Consider the following 20631-nt stretch of genomic DNA (forward strand, 5'->3'; position numbering starts at 1 on the left):
TCAGCTCCAGAGCGACTCGTGGGCGGACCGCCGCCGCGCGGTGAGCGCCGTCATCCGCCGCATGTGGTGGCGGCGGCACAGCACCTCGTAAGCCACCTCGGCCGGGGTCTCGCGCTCGCCGACATCGCCGATCACCACCTGTTCGCCCTCGGTGACCATGACGCCGTCGACGGTGCGCGCGTTGAGCGTGGCGCGCGCACCGCACCAGCAGAGCGACTGCACCTGGAGCACCTCGATCCGGTCGGCGAGCTCGATGAGGCGGGCCGAGCCGGGGAAGAGCCTGGTGCGGAAGTCGGTGGTGATGCCGAACGCGAAGATGTCGATCTCCATCTCGTCCACGAGCCGGGCCAGCTGCTCCACCTGCCCGGGCGAGTAGAACTGCGCCTCGTCGCACACCAGGTAGTCCACGGCCTCGCCGCCGGCGATCCGGCCGCTGATCTCGGCCCAGAAGTCGGTGGTGTCGGTGACCTCGTGGGCCGCCACCTCGAGCCCCAGCCGGCTGGAGACCCGGGACTCACCCGCGCGGTCGCCCCGGCTGAAGATGAGCCCCTCGCGCCCGCGGGCGCGGTAGTTGTGGTCCGTCTGGAGGGCGAGGGTGGACTTTCCGGAGTCCATGGTCCCGGAGAAGAAGACGAGCTCGGCCACGGTTCCCCCTAGGCGACTGCGGTCAGCATGGGCACGAGCATCTCGTGGGGGGTCAGGGAGCCGTGCACGCCGGGCAGCGCCCGGGCGTCCGCGGAGTGCACCCGGGAGTCGACGACGGTGGCGGCGCCGGTCATCGCGACCACGACGTCGCCGATCGAGGGCAGCACGTGCTCGGCGACGGGCCCGAACCAGCCGTCAGCGACGGCCGTCTCCCGCCGCACGACGACGGCGTGGTCGCCCAGCCGCTCGGCCCACCGCAGGGCGACGTCCGCCGGGTCGGTGCCCTCGTCCGTGTACACGTGCAGGGCGCGCGGCTCACCGCCGACCAGCACGACGCCGGGATGCAGCACGGGGTCGGAGGCGACGTCCCACTGGGTCGTCAGGTCCGCCTTGATCTGGCCGTGGTCGGCCGTGACCAGCACGAGCGTGCCGCGCGGGACCCGGCGCAGCAGGCTGCGCAGCTCGCGGTCGGTGGACTCCAGCGCGTCGCCCCACTGCCAGGAGTCCCAGCCGTGGCTGTGGCCGATCTTGTCGACCTCGCCCTGGTACAGGTAGACGAGGCGCTGCCCCGCGGTGCCCCGCTCCCGCAGGGCGGCCACGGTGGCGTCGACGCGCTGCTCGAACGTCTCGGCGGCCACGTAGACCGGGCCGCGCAGCGCGGCCTGGGTCATGCCGGACCCGGCGAACTTGCGCGGGCCGGTGGCCGTGACCCGGGTGCCGGCCGCGGCGAGCGTCTCGAACACCGTCGGCTCGCGCTGCACGTCGGCCGGGTCGCCCAGGTCCTTCCACTGCACCACCGCGGCCAGGTGGCCCGTCGCCGGGTTGCGCTGCGTGTAGCCGAGCATGCCCGTGCGGCCGGGAGCCGTGCCCGTGCCGAGGATGCTCAGGCCGGCGGCCGTGGTGGACGGGAAGCTGGAGGTCAGGGTGGCGGCCTGCGCGTCCCGCTCCCGCAGGAGCCCGCGCAGGAACGGCGCGTGGCCACCGCGCTCGGCGAGGTTGCGGATCCCGAGGCCGTCCACCAGCACGACGACCACGTGCTCGGCGTCGGGCAGGCCGAGGGCATCGCGGCAGTGGGCCGCGGTGAGGCCGGTGGCCGTGGTGAGGTCATGGCCCAGCGCGCCGGCCACCGCCGGCATCACCGCGGCCAGGCTCGTCGTGTCGTACGTCGGCGCGACCAGACCGTCGGGGAGGTTCAGTGCCGTCACTTCGGCGCGGACGTGGCCCTGGACAGGGCACGGGCGAAGTCGACGGCGGCCCGGACGGCGTCGTTCCCCTCGGCCTCGCCGGAGACCCGGACCACCACGTCGTCGGGTGTCACCTGGCCGGTCAGGCCGTGGTCCGCCGTGCAGTTCGGGTCCACGCAGGTGGCGGGCTCCAGGTCGACGCGGGACACGGCGCCCCAGCCGATCGCGAGCGTGACCTCGCGGGTCGCGCCCGCGCGCGGGTAGCGCTCCGGGTCCGCGATCACGTGGGTGAGCGCCACGGAGCGGATCTCGCGCACCGGCACCACCTCGGTGGTCGCCGACGCGGAGCCGGGCCGGGCGGGGTCCTCCCCCGAGTGGTCGTCCACGTGGGCGGTGACCAGGCGGGTCGGCGTCAGCACCAGGACCGTGAGGTGCCGGCGCACCTCCGAGTCGAAGGTCGTCTCCGCCTGCACGAGGTGGGCCACCACCTCCTCGTCGGCCAGCGCCACATCGAGCACGTCCGCGACGAGCTCCGGGTAGTAGCCGGCCCGGTGCAGGTGGGCGGTCAGGTCATCACGGGCATCGGTAGGGGCATGGGGCACAGGGGGAATCATCCCACGAGAGGGCCTCTCGCCGTTAGCCCGGCAGCGCCCGGCGCGGTGCGTCCGTCCGGCGCTCCGCGGGCCGCAGCCGGATCACCGCGTGCAGCACGGACGCGCCGTGCTCCGCGACCGCCACGGGGTACAGCTCCAGCGACGCGAGCTCCGGCAGGTCCTCCGCCATGACCGACACGCGCGCGAGCACGTCCTCGAGCGCCGCGACATCGGCGGCGGGCGCGCCCTGGTACCCGAACAGCCGGGGAGCCGCGCGCACACCGCGCACCATGCGCGCCACGTCGACGTCGGTCAGCGGCGGCACGCCGTGGGTCACGTCGTCGAGCAGGTCGACGGCGTCGCCCGCCACGCCGAACGACACGACGGGTCCGAACAGCTCGTCCTCGACCGACCGCACCACGCAGGCCACGCCGGTGGGCGCCATGGCCTGCACCTCCAGCACCGGGTCGGGCGCCGGCAGCAGGGACGTCGCCGCGGCCAGCATCCGCTCGGCATCCTCGCGCAGGTCCTCGGCGTCGGCGATGTCGAGGCGCACGCCGCCCAGGTCGGCCCGGTGGCGCAGGGCGGGCGCGGCGATCTTGAGCGCGACCGGCCAGCCCAGCTCCTCGGCGGCGGCGACCGCCTCGTCCGCCGTGCGCACGCTCCGCGACCCCCACAGGGTCAGGCCGTAGCAGGCCAGCAGCTCGGTGGCGGCCGCCTGGTCCAGGACCATGCCGTCGGGGGCGTCACCCGGCAGCGAACCGAGCAGCGACTCGACGAGCGTGCGGGCCTGGGCCCGCGCGGCGCCGTCGGACAGCCCCTCCCGCAGGGCCGGGCGGACCGGCGTCCCGTGGTCCTGGGTGCGCCACTGCGCGTAGCGGACCACCTCGCCGAGGGCCCAGACGGCGTCCTCCGGCGTCGAGAAGGCGGGGATGCGGACGTCGCCGGACGCGAGCTCGTCGGGCATGCCGTGCAGGCCGAGCGCGCTGACGACGGTGGTGCGGCCGGTGCGCGCCGCGGCGGCGGCCACGGCCCGGGCTATCGCGTCGGTGCGCGGCAGCACCACGGGCACGGAGACCACGACCACGGCGTCGCAGGCGCCAGGCGCGTAGAGGGCGTCGACGGCGGCGGCGATCTCGTCGTCGGGCGCGCCGGCGGACAGCGGCTCCGGCGGCCTGACGACGGTCAGGCCCGCCGCGGCGACGGCGTCGGCCACGAGCGCCGCGAGCGACGGCGAGCTGGCGAGGATCCCCACCCGGCCGCCCGCCGGGAGCGGCTGGTGCGCCAGCACTTGCGCGACGTCCATCAGCTGGTGCGTGTTCTCCGCGCGGATGACGCCGGACTGCCGCAGCACCTCGTCGAGCATCCGCCGCGGCGCGCGCGTGGCGCGGACCGTGTGCCCGGGCGGCACCACGCTGCCGTGGCGGCCCGCCACGACCACGACCACGGGCTTGACCTGCGCCAGCCGCCGGGCGATCCGCGAGAACTTGCGGGGGTTGCCGAGCGTCTCCAGGTACAGGCAGACGACGTCGGTGTGCGGGTCGTCCTGCCAGTACTGCATGACGTCGTTGCCGGACACGTCCGCCCGGTGCCCCGCGGAGACCAGCGTGGACAGGCCCAGGCCGCGGCGCTTGACCGTCTCGGCGGCCGTGACCGCCACGGGCGAGCTCTGGCTGAACAGGCCGACGCGGCCGGGCTTCGGGGTGGTCAGCGCGAGGCTCGCCCGCAGGCGGGCGCCCGGGACGTTGGTGAGCAGGCCGTAGCTCGCCGGCCCCACCACCCGCATGCCCTGGGCGTGCGCGGTGCGCAGCAGCTCGCGGCGGCGGGCGACGCCGTCCGGCCCCGTCTCGGCCCAGCCCGCCGACAGCACGACGACGCCCCGCGCGCTCGTGCCACGCAGACGCCGGACGGCGTCGATCACCTCGTCCGGCGGGGCGGCGACCACCGCGAGGTCGACGTCCCAGGACGCCCCGGTTCCGAGGTCTGCCCACGTCACGTCGTCGCCGAGCACCCTTAGCTCGGTGTCGCCGGGGTCGGTCGCGTGGGCCTCGCGGACGCGCGCAGCCAGGAGCTCGTCGACGGTGCCGTTTTCCGAGGGGCCCACCAGCAGCACGCGCCGAGCCGAGAGCAGCCCCTGCATCGAGCGGGCCTCGGTGCGGTGCTCGCGGTCGGCCATGACCTCCCGGGACCGGTCGGTCGGGTCGAGATCGATCGACACCGTGACGACGCCGTCGTCCAGGTGCTGCTCGACGGCGTAGCCCGCCTCCCGGAACACGCCGAGCATCGCGCGGTTCTGGGGCAGCACCTCGGCGATGAACCGGTGCACGCCCCGTTCGCGCGCCGCGGCGGCGATGTGCTCCAGCAGGACCGAGCCGAGGCCGTGGCCCTGGAGCGCGTCCGCGATGTTGAACGCGACCTCGGCGGTGCGGCGGCCGGGCTGGTCGTCGGTCACGTCGTAGCGCGCGACGCCGACGATGTCCTCGCCGGCGGCGCCGTCCCTGCCCGGGCCCGGCCGGACGGCGACCAGCGCCGTCCGCCGCACGTGGTCCACGGTGACGAGCTGGGTGAGCAAGCGGTCCGGGATGCGCTGCAGCGCCGCGAAGAACCGCAGGTAGGTCGAGCGCTCCGACTGGGCCATCTGGAAGCGCTGGAGCGCGTCGGCGTCCTCGGGGCGGATCGGGCGCACGTGCGTGGTCGACCCGTCGCGCAGCACGACGTCGGCCTCCCACTCCACCGGGTACTCGGTCGAGTAGGGCAGGCGCACCGTGCCCACCGGTCGGTCGGCCCGTCCTGGCTGGTCCACGGGACCAAGGCTAACGACTGCGCCCCGCCAGGGTGTCAGCGGATCAGCACCATGCCGACGAGCAGCATCACCGCGAACCCCACGAGCACCAGCCGCTGCCGGCGGTTCGGGCCCGACGCCGTCAGGATGGCCGCGACCGCCGGCCCCGCCGCGAGCAGGAGCCACGCGCCCGGCGCCGGCGCCACGTTCGCGGACACCGCGGCGACGGCGACGACCACCAGGCCGTGCACCACGCCGAGCCCGACCCGCATCGCGACGACCACGTGCAGCACGGCGGCGAGCACCGCCAGGCCCGCCCACATGGTGATGCCCTCCTCGAGGCAGCCCCACTCCTGCTGGGCGCACTGCCAGGACTGCATCCACCAGGTCACCAGCGCGCCGAGCACCAGGACGGGCACCACGCTGAGCCCGACCACTCCGTAGGCGAGCCCGATGCGGACCAGCCATCCCGGCAGGGTGGTTGACCTGCTGAGCAGCGGCAATTCGGGCATACCCGCATAGTGCCAGGTGCGCCGGGAAAAGTGCACATGTCTCGGCCCTTGACCTCGCCCGACGTCCAGCGAGGTGCCACCGGAGTGTGGGTGGCGCGGGGTACGGTTTGCCTGTCCGATCCGCCCCAGAGTCCAGGAGCCCCACGAACCATGGCGCGCAAGCCGTCGCAGCCGCTCGACGAGAGCGAGATCCACGAGAAGGTCGTGGACATCGACGTCGCCTCGGAGATGGAGGCCTCGTTCCTCGAGTACGCCTACTCCGTCATCTACTCCCGCGCCCTCCCGGACGCGCGCGACGGCCTCAAGCCGGTGCAGCGCCGCATCCTCTACATGATGTCGGACATGGGGCTGCGCCCCGACCGTGCGCACGTGAAGTCGTCGCGCGTGGTGGGCGAGGTGATGGGAAAGCTCCACCCGCACGGCGACGCCCCCATCTACGACGCGCTGGTGCGCCTGGCGCAGGACTTCTCGCTGCGGCTACCGCTCGTGGACGGGCACGGCAACTTCGGTTCGCTCGACGACGGCCCGGCCGCCCCCCGGTACACCGAGGCGCGCCTGGCCGCGCCGTCGATGGCGATGACCACGGGCCTCGACGAGAACGTCGTGGACTTCGTGCCGAACTACGACAACAAGCTCACCCAGCCCGAGGTGCTGCCCTCGGCGATCCCGAACCTGCTGGTCAACGGCGCGTCCGGCATCGCCGTCGGCATGGCGACGAACATGGCGCCGCACAACCTCGTCGAGGTCGTCTCCGCGGCGCAGCACCTGATCAAGAACCCCGAGGCCACGCTGGAGGACCTGCAGCGGTTCGTCCCCGGCCCGGACCTGCCCACGGGCGGCAAGATCGTGGGCCTGGAGGGCGTGCGCGACGCGTACCGCACCGGCCGCGGCAGCTTCCGCACCCGGGCGACCGCGCGGATCGAGAACGTCACCCCGCGCCGCAAGGGCATCGTCGTCACCGAGCTGCCCTACCTCGTGGGCCCGGAAAAGGTGATCGAGAAGATCGCCGACGGCGTCAAGGCCAAGCGCATCCAGGGCGTGACCAACGTGCAGGACCTCACCGACCGCACGCACGGGCTGCGCCTGGTCATCGAGGTCAAGACGGGCTTCGACCCGGACGCCGTGCTGGAGCAGCTGTACCGCGTGACGCCGCTGGAGGACTCGTTCGGCATCAACAACGTGGCGCTGGTCGACGGCCAGCCGCGCACCCTCGGCCTGGTCGAGATGCTGCGCGTGTGGGTGGAGCACCGCATCCTCGTGGTGCGGCGCCGGTCGCAGCACCGCCTGGACAAGCGCCTCGAGCGGCTGCACCTGGTGGACGGCCTGCTCGTCGCGATCGTCGACATCGACGAGGTCATCCAGGTGATCCGGTCGTCCGACGACGCCGGCATCGCCCGCGACCGGCTGCGCGAGATCTTCGACCTGTCCGAGCCGCAGGCGTCCTACATCCTGGACCTGCAGCTGCGCCGGCTGACCAAGTTCTCCCGCATCGAGCTGGAGAAGGAGGCCGAGGAGCTGCGCCGCGAGATCGCCGAGCTGGAGCGGATCCTCGGCGACGAGAAGCTGCTGCGCCGCGTGGTCAGCACCGAGATGGGCGAGGTCGCCAAGACGTACGGCACGCCGCGCCGCACGGTCCTGCTCGACGCCGCCGGCGGGTCCGTGGGCTCGGTGGCCGTGGCCCCGTCGAACGGGCGCAAGAAGGCAGTGGAACCCATCGACCTGCAGATCAAGGACCTCCCGACCCGCGTGGTGCTGTCCGCGACCGGCCTGCTGGCGCGCCTCCCCGACGACGCTCCGGTGGCGCGCGACGGGAACCGCGCGGCGCATGACGCCCTGCGGGGCGACACCACCGCGACCACCCGGGGCCAGGTGGGCCTCGTGACGTCGGCGGGCCGCATGCTGCGCATCTCCGTGCTGGACCTCCCGTCGCTGCCGCCGACCGACGGCGCGCCGTCGCTGTCCGGCGGCATCCCGGTCAGCGAGCTCGTGGAGCTGGAGCACGGCGAGACCGTGCAGACGGTCACCGCGCTCGGCCCCGACGCCCCGACGGTCGCCGTCGGCACGGCGCAGGGCATCGTCAAGCGTGTGGCGCCGTCCGACGCTCCCGCCAAGGGCGACGAGTGGCCTGTCATCGCGCTCAAGGACGGCGACGTCGTGGTGGGCGCGGCCGTGGTGAGCGACGACGACGAGCTCGTCTTCGTCGCCGACGACTCGTCGCTGCTGCACTTCCCCGCCTCCGCCGTCCGGCCGCAGGGGCGCGCCGCCGGCGGCATGACGGGTATCAAGCTGGGCGCCGACAAGAAGGTGGTGTTCTTCGGCGCGGTACCGGCCGGAGTCGATGCCACGGTGGTGACGATCGCCGGCGCCGCCGACTCGCTGCCGGGCGTGGAGCCCGGCGCGGGCAAGGTGACGCCGTTCGCGCTGTACCCGGGCAAGGGCCGCGCGACCGGTGGTGTGCGGTCGCAGCGGCTGCTCAAGGGTGAGGACGGCCTCATCCTGGCCTGGGTGGGTGCTGCTCCCCCGCGTGCGCTCGGCGCCGGCGGCCAGCCGGTCGAGCTGCCCGAGGTGGACGAGCGTCGTGACGGGTCGGGCACCCCGATCGCGGCGCCGGTCGCGGTGATCGGCTGATCCGTCGAAACCAGTTCTGCCGAGGCTGTCGATTCTGGCGTCGCTCGCCCGTCCAAGGCGTGTCAACATTCCAAGAACGAGGAGCTCGACATGGCTGACAACTGGGTCTTCCTGATCCGCGAGAACGACTGGAACTCGGACGCCTACCTCCCGGAGAACCTGAAAGGGCGGGACCCTTCCGAGGACCCTGACATGGCCGCGCACGGGCGCTTCATGCAGGCCGTCGAAGAGCTCGGCGTCAAGATGACGGGCGCCGCGGCCCTGCAGAACGCCAAGTACGGCGGCTGGGTGGCGCCGGGCAAGGACGGTGCCGAGCCGGTCTACACCGACGCGCCGTTCACCGACACCAACGAGGTCATCACCGGCTTCTACCAGTTCGAGTGCGACGAGGCCACGGCACGCAAGATCGCGGCCCTCGTGCCCACCGGCAACGTGATCGAGTGGCGCAAGGTCCACAACTTCGGTTCCTGAGCTTCGGTGCAGATCGACCCCGCGGCGTTCCGCACCGCCTGGCCCCAGGTGGTGCGGTCGCTCGCGGTGACCACGCGCAGCCTGGACAGCGGTGAGGAGTACGCCGCGGAGGCGTTCGCGCGCGCCGCGGCCCAGCCGGACGGCGTGATCGACGACCTCGTGGGCTGGTGCGTCCAGGTCGGGCGCCGGACCTGGCTCGACACGGTGCGGCACCAGGCCGTGTTCACGCGGATCCAGCCCCAGCTCGCGCGCCCGGAGGTGGCCGCCGTGGACGTGCCGACCGAGCCGGGCGACGACCTCGACGACCGTCTCGCCCTGCTCTTCGTCGCTTGCGACGACGCCATCACGCCGGGCGCGCAGCTCGTCCTCGCGATGCGGGTCGTCTGCGGCCTCACGATCCGGCAGATCGCGGGACATCTCGGCATCGCCGAGGCGACGGCCGCCGCCCGGCTCACCCGCGCCAAGTCCGCGCTGGCCAAAGCCCGCGGCGAGTTCGCGGTGCCCGACGGCGCAGCGCGGGCCCGGCGGCTGCCCGTGGTGCTCGCCTGCGTGGCCGGTCTGTTCACCGTGGGCCAGCGGGACGGGCTGGAGCCCGCCGACGCCACACAGGACCCGGCCCGCGACGCGCTGACGCTCGCCGAGGCGCTGGCCGCCCAGTACCCGGACGATTCCGAGGTGATCGGCCTGCGCGCCGTGTGCCGCCTCGGCCTGGCCAGGCGCCCCGGCCGGGTGCGCGACGGCGTGGCGCTGCCCCTCGATGAGGTCGACCGGTCGGCCTGGGACCAGCGGCTGCTGTCCGCCGGCCTGGACGACGCCACGGCGGCGATCGCTCGCACGGGGACGCCGGGCCGCTTCGCGCTGGAGGCCGCGATCTCCGGCGTGCACGCCTCGGCCCGGAATGCGGGCGGCACGGACTGGTCGCGACTCGCGCAGCTCTACGACGCTTTGCTGCAGGTCTGGCCTTCGCCTGCGACGCGTGTAGCGCGGCTGGTCGTGCTCGGCCGGCTCGCCCTGCGTGACGACGACGGCAGCGGTCTCGGCCGTGATCTCGACCCGATCGAGCGCGAGCTCGAGGACCTCGTCGCGGACGGTCCCCCGTACGCCGCCCGGGACGCGAGCCTCGCCCTGGCCGACCTCGCCCGGCGCACCGGACGGACCGACGAGGCCGCCGGCCGCTACCGCGAGCTCCTGGACGTGATCCCGGCCGGCCCGCTGCGAGAGTTCTGCCGCCGGTACGCGGCGTAGCAGCCGGCCGAGTCTCCCGCGAGTGCCACTCCGGTGGGCTGGGCACTGCGTCGAGCACGTCCGAACGACGTCCACGACGGCGCCGACCGACTCTTCGGGTGCGTCAGTGGGTCCGCGGGGTGCCGGGCCTGCGACGCGACGCGGACTCACTGACCTCGCTGACGCCGATGTGGGGCCCGGTCAGAAGGGTGGGTCGTTCGGGTCGGCGGGCTGGTCTGCGGTTGTGTCGATCGGCGTCGTGTCGGGCGGTACGGCTCCTGGTTCGGTTGCCTGGTAGGTGCGGGGTAGGTGTTGGCCGGTGAGTGCTCGGAGGGTGAGGTCGTGGCTGGTGTCGGGGTCGATGTCGTCGAGGTCGATGTGGGTGTCCAGGACGGTGGGTGGTCGGGTGTGGGTGCGTCCGGTGGGGGTGGTCCAGGTGGTGATGCCGGTGTCGGGGTCGCGGACGATGCCCCAGCCGGCGTGGGTTTTCAGGAGGTGGTGCTTGCGGCACAGGGGGTGGAGGTTGTGGGCGCGGGTCTGTTCCTGTCCGGCGTCCTTGCTCCTGTTCTTGCTCCTGTTCTCGTTCGTGCTCGTGTTCTCGTGCGTGTTCGTGGTCGTGGCCTGGTCGTTGTTGTGGTCGTGGTTGAAGGGTTGGATGTGGTCCAGGTCGCATTGGCTGGCCGTGGTGTCGCACCAGCCGAAGGTGCAGGTCTTGTCGCGGGCTTCGACGGCTGCGCGTAGGACTGTGCCGGGTTGGTAGGTGGTGGTGGAGTAGTCGGTCAGGATCCCGGTGACGGGGTCGGTGAGCAGGCGTTGCCAGGTCGCGTCCTGGGCGATGGCTGCAGCGGTCTCGGCGGGGATGGGTCCGTATCCGGTCAGGTCGCCTGGGGCGTCGTTCAGGCCGAGGAGGGTGCTGGCCGGGATGGTGACCCGGATGACGGGGCGGGTCGGTGTGATCCGCACGGGTTGCACGATTTCCTGCACGACGACTTGTTGGACGGGTGCCTTGCCGCCGCAGGTGCACACCGGCGCCTGGGTAGCGCCGTCCGCGTCGGTGCCAGCGGTGTCGGTGTCGGTCTCTTCGTCGGTGTCGGTGTGGGTAAACCGGTCGGCGGGTAGGAGCCGGCCGGTGATGATGCCGGTCAGGGAGTCGGCGCGCAGTTGTCCCAGGGTGCGGTCCTCGCCGGTGGCGTGGCGGAGCTGGTGGGCCATGTCGTCCACGACGCCCCAGACGGCTGCGGCGTCGGTCGCGGGCAGGTAGGCGGACAGCCAGCCCATGTCGTTCTCCGCCCGGTCCACGTGCACGGACCGTCGGGCCGCCTCGGCCTTCGCAGTCTGGGCGGCGCCGTGCCGGTTCTTCGCGAACACGAGCATCTTGCGCTGCAGCCACTTCCACGTCCGGCGTGGCGCGTGGGGCAGGTACCGGCGGATCGCCTCGGCGCGCTCAGCGACGGTCAGCTGGGACGCGGACCGCAGCAGGGTGTGCGCCTTGCGCACGTCGATCCGGCCCGCGACCAGAGCCTGGATCACGCTCGGGTGCTGGGCGCCGGACTCTGCCCGGACCACGACCTCGGTCGCTTCGGGCTCGGTCACGACCAGCTCGCTGGTGACCTGCCCGACCAGCGAGCTGTGCGCGAGCGGGTGAGACTCCCGGGCCGCGCGTTCGGCCACGACGCGAGCCTGGATACCGGCCGCCCACGACTGCAGGCGCCCGCACGCGACCATCAGGTCGCCCAGGGCGTCGTCCGACATGCCGTCGAGCACGCCCGAACCCAGCCCGTCCGAACCGAGGTCGTCGGGCGCAGCCGGGTGCCCGAGGTGGTCGGGGGCGAGGTTTCCAGCCAGGTCGATCGCCTCGGCGACCACCCGCGCCAGCCACGGGCCGGGCGCACCGGTCAGGGCCTGTCGCAGGGTCTCCTCCGGCCACAGGAACACCGGGACAGCGTCCGGCGGCCACTCCGGTCCAGGTTCCGGCATCTCGTCGGGACCAGACACCGCGCCCGCCCAGGGACCCTCACCACGCGCCTGGTGGTCCACGGCAGGGTCGTCCAGGAGAGAGCCGGCCAGGTCGTCGTCCGGCAGTTTCTCGCTCATACGGCACACTCCTCACCGGGGTGGGGTTGTTCATAAGGGTAACCATCAACGCCATATCTGCGGACGTTTGTTCGACTCTAGCTTCGACCACTGACACCCGCCCGATCATCTGCTGTCCGCAGAAGGAAGGCAGAAGAAGGTGTGAGCGCCTCGATCCACTGGTACCGGCGCCCGCGCCAACGGCGCTCAGCGCCGCCCGAGCTCCGCGATCGCCTCGGCGAACAGCTCCAGCATCCGAGGTCCGCCGTGCCCCTCGTCCTCCACGATGTGCAGGTCGCTCGCGGGCCAGGCCCGGTGCAGCCGCCAGGCGGTCACGACCGGGCTGCTCACGTCCCGCCGGCCGTGGATCAGCACCGCCGGGATCTTCCGCAGGGCCCAGACGCCGTCGAGGATGCCGGTCGGGCCGAGGAACGCGTCATTCGCCCAGTAGTGCGTCACGAGCGTCGCCTGGTTCCGGTCGACGGCCACCGGGCCCGGCGAGAATCCCGGGTCGAGCGAGACATGCGTCGCCTCCCACTCAGCCCAGGCGGTGGCGGCCAGCTCCCGGATCTCGGGTTCCGCGCTCCGCAGACGGCGGGCCACAGCCTCCACCACCCGTTCCCCCGGTCGCGGCTCGGCGACGCCGAGCAGTCGGGCCCATGACTCGGGAAACAGCCGCGAGACGCCGTCCGTGATCCAGTCCACCTCTTCCCGGCTCGTAGTGGTCACTGCCAGCAGCGCAAGCCCGTCGACCCGTTCGGGGTGTGCCTCGGCGTACGCCAGCGCCAGGGTCGAGCCCCAGGACACGCCGGCCAGGAGCCACCGCTCGATCCTCAGCTGCTCGCGCAGCGCCTCGATGTCCCGGATCAGCTGCTGCGTCGTGTTCTGATCGAGGACGTCCAGCGCGGCGGTCGCGAGGGGGCGGCTGCGCCCGCTCCCCCGCTGGTCCAGGCCCACGACCCGGAAGACCGACGGGTCGAACCAGGTCCGGTACCGGCCGTCGCGCAGGCCGCTGCCAGGTCCGCCGTGCAGGTAGAGCGCGGGCCGGCCCGCGGGATCTCCGGACTGCTCCCAGTACAGGGCCACGCCGGCTGTCTCCAGGGTTCCGGATTCGTAGGGCTCTACGTGGGGAAACATCTCGCGACCCTAACCCCGCCCACTCATTGCGCTCGGCCGGTGTCAGTGACCAGTGATTGACTCCGGACCATGAACGACGCGCTCTATGAGTTCTCCATTGACCCGGCCCGTATCGACGCCGCCCGCGTGCACGAGCTCGTCTCCCGGCACACCTACTGGGCCAAGGACCGCCCGCGTGAGGTGATGGACGCCGCCCTCGCCGGCTCCCGGCCCTACGGCGTCTACCGCCGCGACACGGGCAAGCAGGTGGCGTTCGCGCGCGTCGTGACCGACGGCGCGACGTTCGCCTGGCTCGCCGACGTCATCGTCGACCCGGACGAGCGGGGGCAGGGCATCGGCAAGCTGCTCGTCGCGGGCGTGGTCGCCGACATCGAGCCGCTCGGCCTGCGCCGCACGCTCCTCGCGACGGCCGACGCCCACGGCCTGTACGAGCAGTTCGGCTGGCAACCGGTCACGGACCAGTTCAAATGGATGGAGCGGCCGGGGACCGGAGCCGTCACACGGGGAGCAGTTGGATGAACATGTCCGTCGAGATCGGTGACCTCACCCGCGTCGAGGCCGACGCCGTCGTCAACGCCGCGAACTCCACGCTCCTCGGCGGTGGTGGGGTCGACGGCGCCATCCACGCCGCTGCCGGGCCCCGACTGCTCGAGGCATGCCGACGCCTGCGCAACACCACCCACCGCGACGGCCTGACGGTCGGCGACGCCGTCGCCACGCCGGCGTTCGACCTGCCGGCGTCCTGGGTCATCCACACCGTCGGGCCGAACCTGCACCGCGGCCAGGACGATCCCGCGCTGCTCGCCTCATGCTTCACCCGGTCCCTCGACGTCGCCGCCGAGCTCGACGTACGCTCGGTCGCCTTCCCGGCGGTGAGCGCGGGCGCCTACGGCTGGCCCACGGCCGACGTCGCTCGCATCGCCGTCGGCTCCTGCCGTACCTGGCTCGCCGAGCACCCGGACGCCAGCCCCAAACAGGTCCGGTTCGTGGTGCTCGACCAGCGGCTACGGGACATGTTCGACGCCGAGCTCCAGGCGGCCTGACGGGCAACCGGGCGCGCCTGCCTGCCCAAGAGAGTCCGCCCGACGGCGCCCGTCCGGTGCTGACCCGCGGGCGCATGACCGGCACGGCAGTCGAGCCGCGCCTCACAGGTCCTTGCCGTACCAGTGCTCCGAGTACTGGGCGAACGTGTACGGCTCGATCTCGTCGTAGCCGAGCCGCTCGTACAAGGCACGGGCGGCCACGAAGTCGGACCGGGTCTCCAGGACCATGCGGGTCGCCCCCAGGCGTCGGGCCTCGTCCTCGGCAGCGCCGACGATGAGCTCGGCGCCGCCCTTGCCTCGGAACTCCGGGCGCAGGTAGACCCGTTTCAGCTCGGCCCGCGCGTTGCCCGCACGCGCATCGGCCACCCGCGCATCACCCACCCGCGCACCGTCGAGCAGCCGGACGCCGGCCATGCCCGCCGCCGCGCCCTCGTAGCGCGCGATCACCAGTGCTCCTCCGGGTGGTGCGAAGTCCGTGCCCGGGTCGGCGGCGATCTCTCGCTCGAGCTCGTCTGGGTCGGTGCGGCGGTTCTCCCTGAGCAGGTACCAGCTGTCACTCATGTGGGTGTAGCACTCGCGCCACAGCGCGACGGCGTCGGGCGAGTCGAACGGCTCCGGGGCGACGATCCAAGCTTCGTGCGTCATCACTGTCGTTTCTTACGCGGCGCCGCCGGCGACGTCCAGCGCGTTCGGCCGATCAGTCCCGGCGCACCGGGGGCGAGACGAGCCCCGACTGGTAGGCGAGCACGACGAGCTGGGCGCGGTCCCGCGCGTGCAGCTTGGTCATCGCGCGGCTCACATGGGTCTTCGCCGTCGTCGGGCTGAGCACCATCCGCTCGGCGATCTCGTCGTTGCTGAGTCCGTACGCGACCAGCGCCACGACCTCGCGCTCCCGGTTGGTGAGGAGGTCGAGGTCGGGCGAGGAGAGCACGTCAGGCGGACGCGCCACGAACTCGCTGATCAGCTGCCGCGTGACGGACGGCGAGAGCAGCGCGTCCCCACGCGTCACCACGCGCAGCGCCTGCAACAGGCTCGCCGGGTCGGTGTCCTTGAGCAGGAACCCTGCCGCACCCGCACGCAGGGCACGGAACACGTGCTCGTCCAGGCCGTAGTTCGTCAGGATCACCACCCGCACGCCGGCCAGGCGGTCGTCCTCGACGATGCGGCGGGTCGCCTCGATGCCGTCCAGCACCGGCATCTGCACGTCCATCAGCACGATGTCGGGCCGGTGATCGAGCGCGGCAGCAACGCCCTCCTCGCCGTTGCCCGCCTCGGCGAGCACGTTCAGGTCGTCCTCGCTGTCCAGCAGCGCCCGGATCCCCGAGCGGATGAGCTCCTGGTCGTCGACCAGGACCACCGAGATCACGGCCGTCCCCCAGCAGGCCGGGCCGGACCTGCCTGCCCGGTCGGCAGCTCGGCCGCCACCGAGAACCCCGCGGCGGGGCCGGGACCGGTCCGCAGCTGTCCGCCCAGCCCGGTGACCCGCTCCCGCATGCCGATCAGCCCGTGGCCGGGCACGGGCGGCGTCCGGGACGCCGATCCGTCGTCGTCGACGCCCACCCTCAGCACTCCGGCGCCGTAGGTGATCCGCACCGTCGCCGTCGCCTCGCCGGCGTGCCGGCTGACGTTGGTCAGCGCCTCCTGGACGACGCGGTACGCCGTCTGGTCGACCTCGGGCGGCAGCGGCCGCGGCGTTCCCTCGACCGTGACGGTGATCGGCAGACCGGACGAGCGCGCCCGCTCGACCAGCGCGGGCAGCCGGTCCAGCCCCGCGCCGTTCCCGTCGTCCTCGCGGCGCAGCGTGTCGAGGGTCGAGCGGAGCTCGCGGGCGGCGTCGCTGCTCGCCTCCTGGATCGCGAGCAGCGCCGGGGCCGGTTCCTCCCCGCGCTTGCGAGCCAGGTGCGCCGCGACGCCGACCTGGACGTTGATCACCGAGATGCTGTGCGTCAACGAGTCGTGCAGCTCGCGGGCGATGTGCAGCCGCTCCTCGACGGCGCGCCGGCGGGCCACTTCCTCGCGGGTCCGCTCCGCGTCGTCCGCCCGCTGCTCCACCTCGCGCACGTGGGCGCGCCACAGCACGAACGCGACAGCGGCGACGCCCGCGGTCGCGAGCCAGCCCGCCGCGTAGAACCGTCGCCAGCCCAGATCGGTGCGCATGGTCGTCGAGCCTATGGCGCGGCCGCCACCTGACGCATCCCCCGCAGGGAGCACTCCGCGCTACTCCCTGGGTAGTAGCCAAGCGCGACGCTGCTGCCGCACCGGTAGCCGCAGGTGTCACCCCTCGGACGACGAAAACCGAGGTCACCCCGCGAAGGATCGATGTCGTCCGAGAACCGACCACGGACGAGACCGACCGCCACGAGACCGACGACCGAGGAGTGACCGTGATCCACGAGCCACCGAGAACGGACCAGGGCAAGGGTCCACGCAAGGACCCGAGCAATGGCCCACGCAACCACGCGCGCAGCGACCTGATCGACGACAGTCTGCCCGGCACCGGCCGGCCCGGCGGCGACCGATCCGCCGACAACCTGTCCGGCGACGTCCTGCTGCCCGGCGACGACGGTTATGCCGACGCCGCGACCACCTTCTTCGCGAGCGGCAAGCCCGCGATCGTCGTCCGGCCCCGCGACGCCGCCGGCGTCACCGCAGCGATCGCCCACGCCCGGCGGGAGGGGCTCGCCCTCTCGGTCCGTTCCGGGGGCCACGGCCTCCTGGGCGCCGCCACCAACGACGACGGCATGGTCCTGGACCTGGCTCACCTCGACACCGTCGAGCTCGTCGACCCGGTCAACCGGGTGGTCCGGGTCGGAGCGGGCGCCACCTGGGGCCGCACGATGGCGACCCTCGCGCCGCACGGGCTGGGCCTGACGGCCGGCGACACGGCGGGCGTCGGCGTCGGCGGCCTGACGCTCGGTGGCGGTATCGGCCGGCTGGTCCGCAAGCACGGCCTGGCCGTCGACAACCTGGTCGCGGCCCGGGTCGTCACCGCGGACGGGCGCGTGCTGGTGGCCGGCCCGGACGAGCACGCCGACCTGTTCTGGGCGATCCGGGGCGGCGGCGGCAACTTCGGCGTGGTCGTCAGCTTCGACTTCGTCGCCGCGCGGATCGAGCTCGTGCACTTCGGCTCCATCACCTACCGTCCCGACGACCCCGAACGGCTCGTCACGGCCTGGCGCGACCACATGCGCGCCGCCCCCGACAGCCTCACCAGCACCCTCGCGCTGGTCCCGCCGATGTTCGGCGGCTCGGCGGCGGCCACGGTGACACTCTGCTACACGGACGACGCCGTCGGCCCGCTGCGGGCGATCGGCCCGCTGCGGGCCATCGGCCAGGTGCTCACCGACAACGTCCGCGTGCTCCCGTACCCCGACGTCCTCGCGGACGCGCACCGGCCGCCGGGCGGCCGCCTGCTCTCCCGCAACACCCTGGTGCGCGCCCTCGACGACGACGTCATCGAGGCCGCCGTCGCCGTCTACCGCGGCGGCACCTCCGTCGTGCTGCGCAGCCTCGGCGGCGCCTTCGGCCGGGTACCGGCGGACGCCACCGCGTTCGCGCACCGCGACGCCGAGGCGATGATCGTCTGCGGCGCGTTCCTCCCGCCCGACGCCACCGACGCCGACGCCGACGCCGTCCTCGCCCCGTGGGCGGCCGTCGCGCGCCAGGGCACCGGCGTCTACCTCAACTTCCAGGGGTCGGACGCCGCGGCCGACCTGGCGACCGCCTACCCGCCGCGGACGTACGCCCGCCTGGCCGAGGCCAAGCGCCGGTACGACCCCGACAACGTTCTCGGGCGCAACCACAACATCGCGCCCGGCAACAGCGCGCCCGGCAACGGCACACCCACGGAAGGACCGGACCAGTGAGCTACGCGTTCGAGGCCGAAGGCCTGGTCAAGCGGTACGGCAGCACGACGGCGCTCGCGGGCGTCAGCCTGCACGCGCGGCGCGGGACCGTGCTCGGCGTCCTGGGCCCCAACGGCGCCGGCAAGACGACGGCCATCCAGATCCTCGCCACGCTGCTCCGGCCCGACGCCGGCCGCGCCACGGTGGGCGGGCTCGACGTCGTGCGCGACGCCGCCCGCGTGGGCCGGCTGGTGGGGCTCACCGGCCAGTACGCCACCGTCGACGAGGACCTCACCGGTGCCGAGAACCTCGTGCTCCTCGGCCGGCTGCTCGACCTGCCGCGCGCCGCCGCCCGGTCGCGCGCGAGGGCGCTGCTGACGCAGGTCGGCCTGATGGACGCCGCGCACCTGCGGGTGTCGGCGTACTCCGGCGGGATGCGGCGCCGGCTCGACCTCGCCGCGGGCCTGATCGGCCGCCCCGAGATCGTGTTCCTCGACGAGCCAACCACCGGCCTCGACCCGGGCAAGCGGGAGGACCTGTGGGCCACGATCCGCGCCCTGGCCGCCGAGGGCGCCACGGTCCTGCTCACCACCCAGTACCTGGAGGAGGCCGACGCCCTCGCCGACGAGATCACGGTGATCGACCACGGCCGGGTGATCGCGCACGACACCCCGGCCGGGCTCAAGCAGCTGGTCGGGGGCCGGACCATCGTCGTCCGCCCGTCCGATCCCGCGCTGCTGGGCGCCGCCGCCCGCGTCGTCGAGCGCGTGACCGGCCGGCCTGTCGAGCAGCAGCACGGCGGCGCGCTCACCACGCCGGTCGAGTCCGCGCGGGCGTTCACCGACGTCGTGCGGGCGCTGGAGACCGCCCGGGTGGACGTCGCCGAGCTCGCGCTCCGCCTGCCGAGCCTCGACGAGGTGTTCTTCAGCCTGACCGGTGTGACCGAGACCAGCGCGACCGGGACCGAGGAGACAGCATGACCACCCTCAGCACGCAGGCACCCGCCGTCCGCCGACCCGCCGTGGACGCACCCCGGCCCTGGCCCTTGCTCCGGCACAGCTTCGCCCTCGCCGGCCGGAGCCTCACCAAGACCTGGCGCAATCCCGGCATGCTTCTGGAGGCGCTGTTCATGCCGGCCATCTTCCTGCTGATGTTCGTCTACCTCTTCGGAGGTGCCGTGAGCGGCTCGTCCCGGGAGTACCTCCAGTACGTCTTCCCGGGCGTGCTCGTCCTCACCACGATCCTCACCGGGCAGGTCTCGACCGGCGTGAGCATCGTGGTCGACATGAAGAAGGGGGTGTTCGACCGCTTCCGCAGCATGCCGATCGCCCGTTCGGCACCGCTCCTCGGCTCGATGCTGGGTGACGCCGTCCGCTACCCGGTGGCCGTGACGATGTTGTTCGGCCTCGGCTACCTGCTCGGCTTCCGGGTCGAGACGGACCTGGCCTCCGCCCTGGGCGCCGTGGCCCTCACTATCGGGTTCGGGTTCTCCCTGAGCTGGCTCACGGTGCTCGTGGCCGTGCTGCTCGGGGACGAGAACATGGTGAGCTGGGTCGCGTTCCTCGTGCCGTTCCCCCTGGTCTTCGGCACGAGCATGGCGGCACCCGCCGAGACGATGCCCGGCTGGCTGCAGGCCTGGGCCGAGGTCAACCCGGTGAGCCACGCGATCGACGCGAGCCGGCGGCTGCTGCTCGGCGGGCCCGTCGCCGAGCCCGTGCTGATGACCCTGCTGTGGGGCGGAGCCGCCCTCCTGGTCCTGGCCCCGCTCGCCGCGTGGGCCTACCGACGGCGTATGTGAGTCAGCTCGTGAGCAGCTTGCGCAGCTCGCGCGGCGTCGTGGCGATCGCGGCGGCGCCGGCGGCCTCCAGCTCACCGGGCGCCGCGTAACCCCAGGTCACGCCAACGGTCGGGACGCCGTGGTGGGCGGCCGCGTGCACGTCGTGCTCGCGGTCGCCCACCATGACCACCTCGCCGGCGTCGGCGCCGAGCGCGACTGCGTGCGCCAGCGCGCGCTCGACCACCACCTCCTTGCCCTGCATCTCGCCGGCCGAGTAGTCGGCGGCACCGTGGACGCCGTCGAGCCCGCCGGCGAGGTGTTCGTCGAGCCCGAAGTGCTCGACGATCTTCCGCGCGTAGTACTGCGGCTTGGCCGTGGCGACCAGCAGCGTCACCCCCGCGGCACGCAGTTCGGCGAGCTCCTCCGCCACGCCCGCGAACACCGAGTTGTCGAACATGCCGTGCACCTCGAAGTCGCGCCGGTAGGCGGCGATGGTGGCGGTGGCGTCTGCGGCGGACAGGCCGATCCGGGCCAGGCTCGTCCCCAGGGGCGGGCCCACGAAGGTCCGCAGGACTTCGTCGGACGGGACGGCGAACCCGGCGTCCGCGAATCCGGTGCGCAGGGACGCGATGATCCCGGGCGCGGAGTCGGTGAGGGTGCCGTCGAGGTCGAGCAGGACGTGCGTGATGCGGTGGGGAAGCGAGAGGGTCACCCGGT

The 20631-nt window shown here is 73.2% G+C and carries 19 protein-coding genes; 8 read left to right on the forward strand and 11 right to left on the reverse strand.

Annotated features, from left to right (window positions below):
* The 5 genes from EW117_RS06985 to EW117_RS07005 are packed head-to-tail and all read right to left on the reverse strand — an operon-like array spanning position 1 to position 5716.
* Positions 1-645, reverse strand: coding sequence for a thymidine kinase (locus EW117_RS06985; protein WP_129785096.1), 645 nt, complete (start codon positions 643-645; stop codon positions 1-3).
* A gap of 8 nt (positions 646-653) precedes the next feature.
* Entirely contained in the window at positions 654-1850 is a 1197-nt protein-coding gene (locus EW117_RS06990; protein WP_129785098.1) for an alkaline phosphatase family protein, read from the reverse strand.
* Positions 1847-2431 (reverse strand): DUF5998 family protein, encoded by a 585-nt coding sequence (locus tag EW117_RS06995; protein WP_129785100.1) that lies wholly within the window; start codon positions 2429-2431, stop codon positions 1847-1849. The genes EW117_RS06990 and EW117_RS06995 overlap by 4 nt, the downstream gene beginning before the upstream one ends.
* Before the next feature lie 34 nt (positions 2432-2465).
* A complete protein-coding gene (locus EW117_RS07000; protein WP_422890391.1) occupies positions 2466-5225 on the reverse strand; it encodes a GNAT family N-acetyltransferase in 2760 nt (919 codons plus the stop codon).
* Between the two features lie 35 nt (positions 5226-5260).
* Entirely contained in the window at positions 5261-5716 is a 456-nt protein-coding gene (locus tag EW117_RS07005; RefSeq protein ID WP_129785102.1) for a hypothetical protein, read from the reverse strand.
* 150 nt (positions 5717-5866) lie between these two features.
* Between EW117_RS07005 and EW117_RS07010 the strand changes: the two genes are divergently transcribed.
* From EW117_RS07010 to EW117_RS07020, 3 genes are all read left to right on the forward strand, one after another.
* Positions 5867-8344, forward strand: a complete 2478-nt coding sequence (locus tag EW117_RS07010; protein WP_129785104.1) for a DNA gyrase/topoisomerase IV subunit A — start codon at positions 5867-5869, stop codon at positions 8342-8344.
* A 90-nt stretch (positions 8345-8434) separates the two neighbouring features.
* Positions 8435-8815, forward strand: coding sequence for a YciI family protein (locus tag EW117_RS07015; protein ID WP_129785106.1), 381 nt, complete (start codon positions 8435-8437; stop codon positions 8813-8815).
* Positions 8816-8821: 6 nt separating this feature from the next.
* Positions 8822-10060, forward strand: a complete 1239-nt coding sequence (locus tag EW117_RS07020) for a DUF6596 domain-containing protein (protein ID WP_129785108.1) — start codon at positions 8822-8824, stop codon at positions 10058-10060.
* A 180-nt stretch (positions 10061-10240) separates the two neighbouring features.
* On the opposite strand, the gene EW117_RS07025 is transcribed toward EW117_RS07020, so the two are convergent.
* Together EW117_RS07025 and pip are read right to left on the reverse strand one after the other, a co-directional pair.
* Entirely contained in the window at positions 10241-12133 is a 1893-nt protein-coding gene (locus EW117_RS07025; protein ID WP_129785110.1) for a 13E12 repeat family protein, read from the reverse strand.
* A gap of 186 nt (positions 12134-12319) precedes the next feature.
* Positions 12320-13249, reverse strand: coding sequence for a prolyl aminopeptidase (gene pip / locus EW117_RS07030; RefSeq protein ID WP_129785112.1), 930 nt, complete (start codon positions 13247-13249; stop codon positions 12320-12322).
* Positions 13250-13318: 69 nt separating this feature from the next.
* Between pip and EW117_RS07035 the strand changes: the two genes are divergently transcribed.
* Entirely contained in the window at positions 13319-13768 is a 450-nt protein-coding gene (locus EW117_RS07035; protein WP_129785114.1) for a GNAT family N-acetyltransferase, read from the forward strand.
* On the forward strand, positions 13765-14292 hold the full coding sequence (locus EW117_RS07040) for an O-acetyl-ADP-ribose deacetylase (protein WP_129785116.1): 528 nt from the start codon (positions 13765-13767) through the stop codon (positions 14290-14292). The genes EW117_RS07035 and EW117_RS07040 overlap by 4 nt, the downstream gene beginning before the upstream one ends.
* A gap of 102 nt (positions 14293-14394) precedes the next feature.
* On the opposite strand, the gene EW117_RS07045 is transcribed toward EW117_RS07040, so the two are convergent.
* Genes EW117_RS07045 through EW117_RS07055 form a run of 3 tightly spaced genes read right to left on the reverse strand, consistent with a single transcriptional unit; the run spans position 14395 to position 16449 of the window.
* Positions 14395-14937 carry a GNAT family N-acetyltransferase gene (locus EW117_RS07045; RefSeq protein WP_129785117.1) on the reverse strand — a complete coding sequence of 181 codons (543 nt, stop codon included), beginning with the start codon at positions 14935-14937 and terminating at the stop codon, positions 14395-14397.
* A 52-nt stretch (positions 14938-14989) separates the two neighbouring features.
* Positions 14990-15658 (reverse strand): response regulator, encoded by a 669-nt coding sequence (locus tag EW117_RS07050; protein WP_129785118.1) that lies wholly within the window; start codon positions 15656-15658, stop codon positions 14990-14992.
* A complete protein-coding gene (locus EW117_RS07055) occupies positions 15655-16449 on the reverse strand; it encodes a sensor histidine kinase (RefSeq protein WP_129785119.1) in 795 nt (264 codons plus the stop codon). Before EW117_RS07055 ends, EW117_RS07050 begins: the two co-directional genes overlap by 4 nt.
* 227 nt (positions 16450-16676) lie before the next feature.
* On the opposite strand from EW117_RS07055, the gene EW117_RS07060 reads away from it, so the two are divergent.
* From EW117_RS07060 to EW117_RS07070, 3 genes are read left to right on the forward strand one after another with little or no spacing between them, the layout of a single operon-like run.
* Positions 16677-18158, forward strand: a complete 1482-nt coding sequence (locus tag EW117_RS07060; RefSeq protein WP_129785120.1) for an FAD-binding oxidoreductase — start codon at positions 16677-16679, stop codon at positions 18156-18158.
* Entirely contained in the window at positions 18155-19117 is a 963-nt protein-coding gene (locus EW117_RS07065; RefSeq protein WP_129785121.1) for an ATP-binding cassette domain-containing protein, read from the forward strand. The genes EW117_RS07060 and EW117_RS07065 overlap by 4 nt, the downstream gene beginning before the upstream one ends.
* The gene (locus EW117_RS07070; protein WP_129785122.1) at positions 19114-19935 is read left to right on the forward strand and encodes an ABC transporter permease; all 822 of its coding nucleotides are present in this window, start codon (positions 19114-19116) and stop codon (positions 19933-19935) included. The genes EW117_RS07065 and EW117_RS07070 overlap by 4 nt, the downstream gene beginning before the upstream one ends.
* 1 nt (position 19936) lies before the next feature.
* Here the strand turns inward: EW117_RS07070 and EW117_RS07075 are convergent, their stop codons facing one another.
* Positions 19937-20626, reverse strand: a complete 690-nt coding sequence (locus EW117_RS07075; protein ID WP_242504131.1) for an HAD hydrolase-like protein — start codon at positions 20624-20626, stop codon at positions 19937-19939.
* Positions 20627-20631 lie beyond the last annotated feature (5 nt).

The organism is Promicromonospora panici (assembly GCF_900608595.1).
Taxonomy (GTDB): domain Bacteria; phylum Actinomycetota; class Actinomycetes; order Actinomycetales; family Cellulomonadaceae; genus Promicromonospora; species Promicromonospora panici.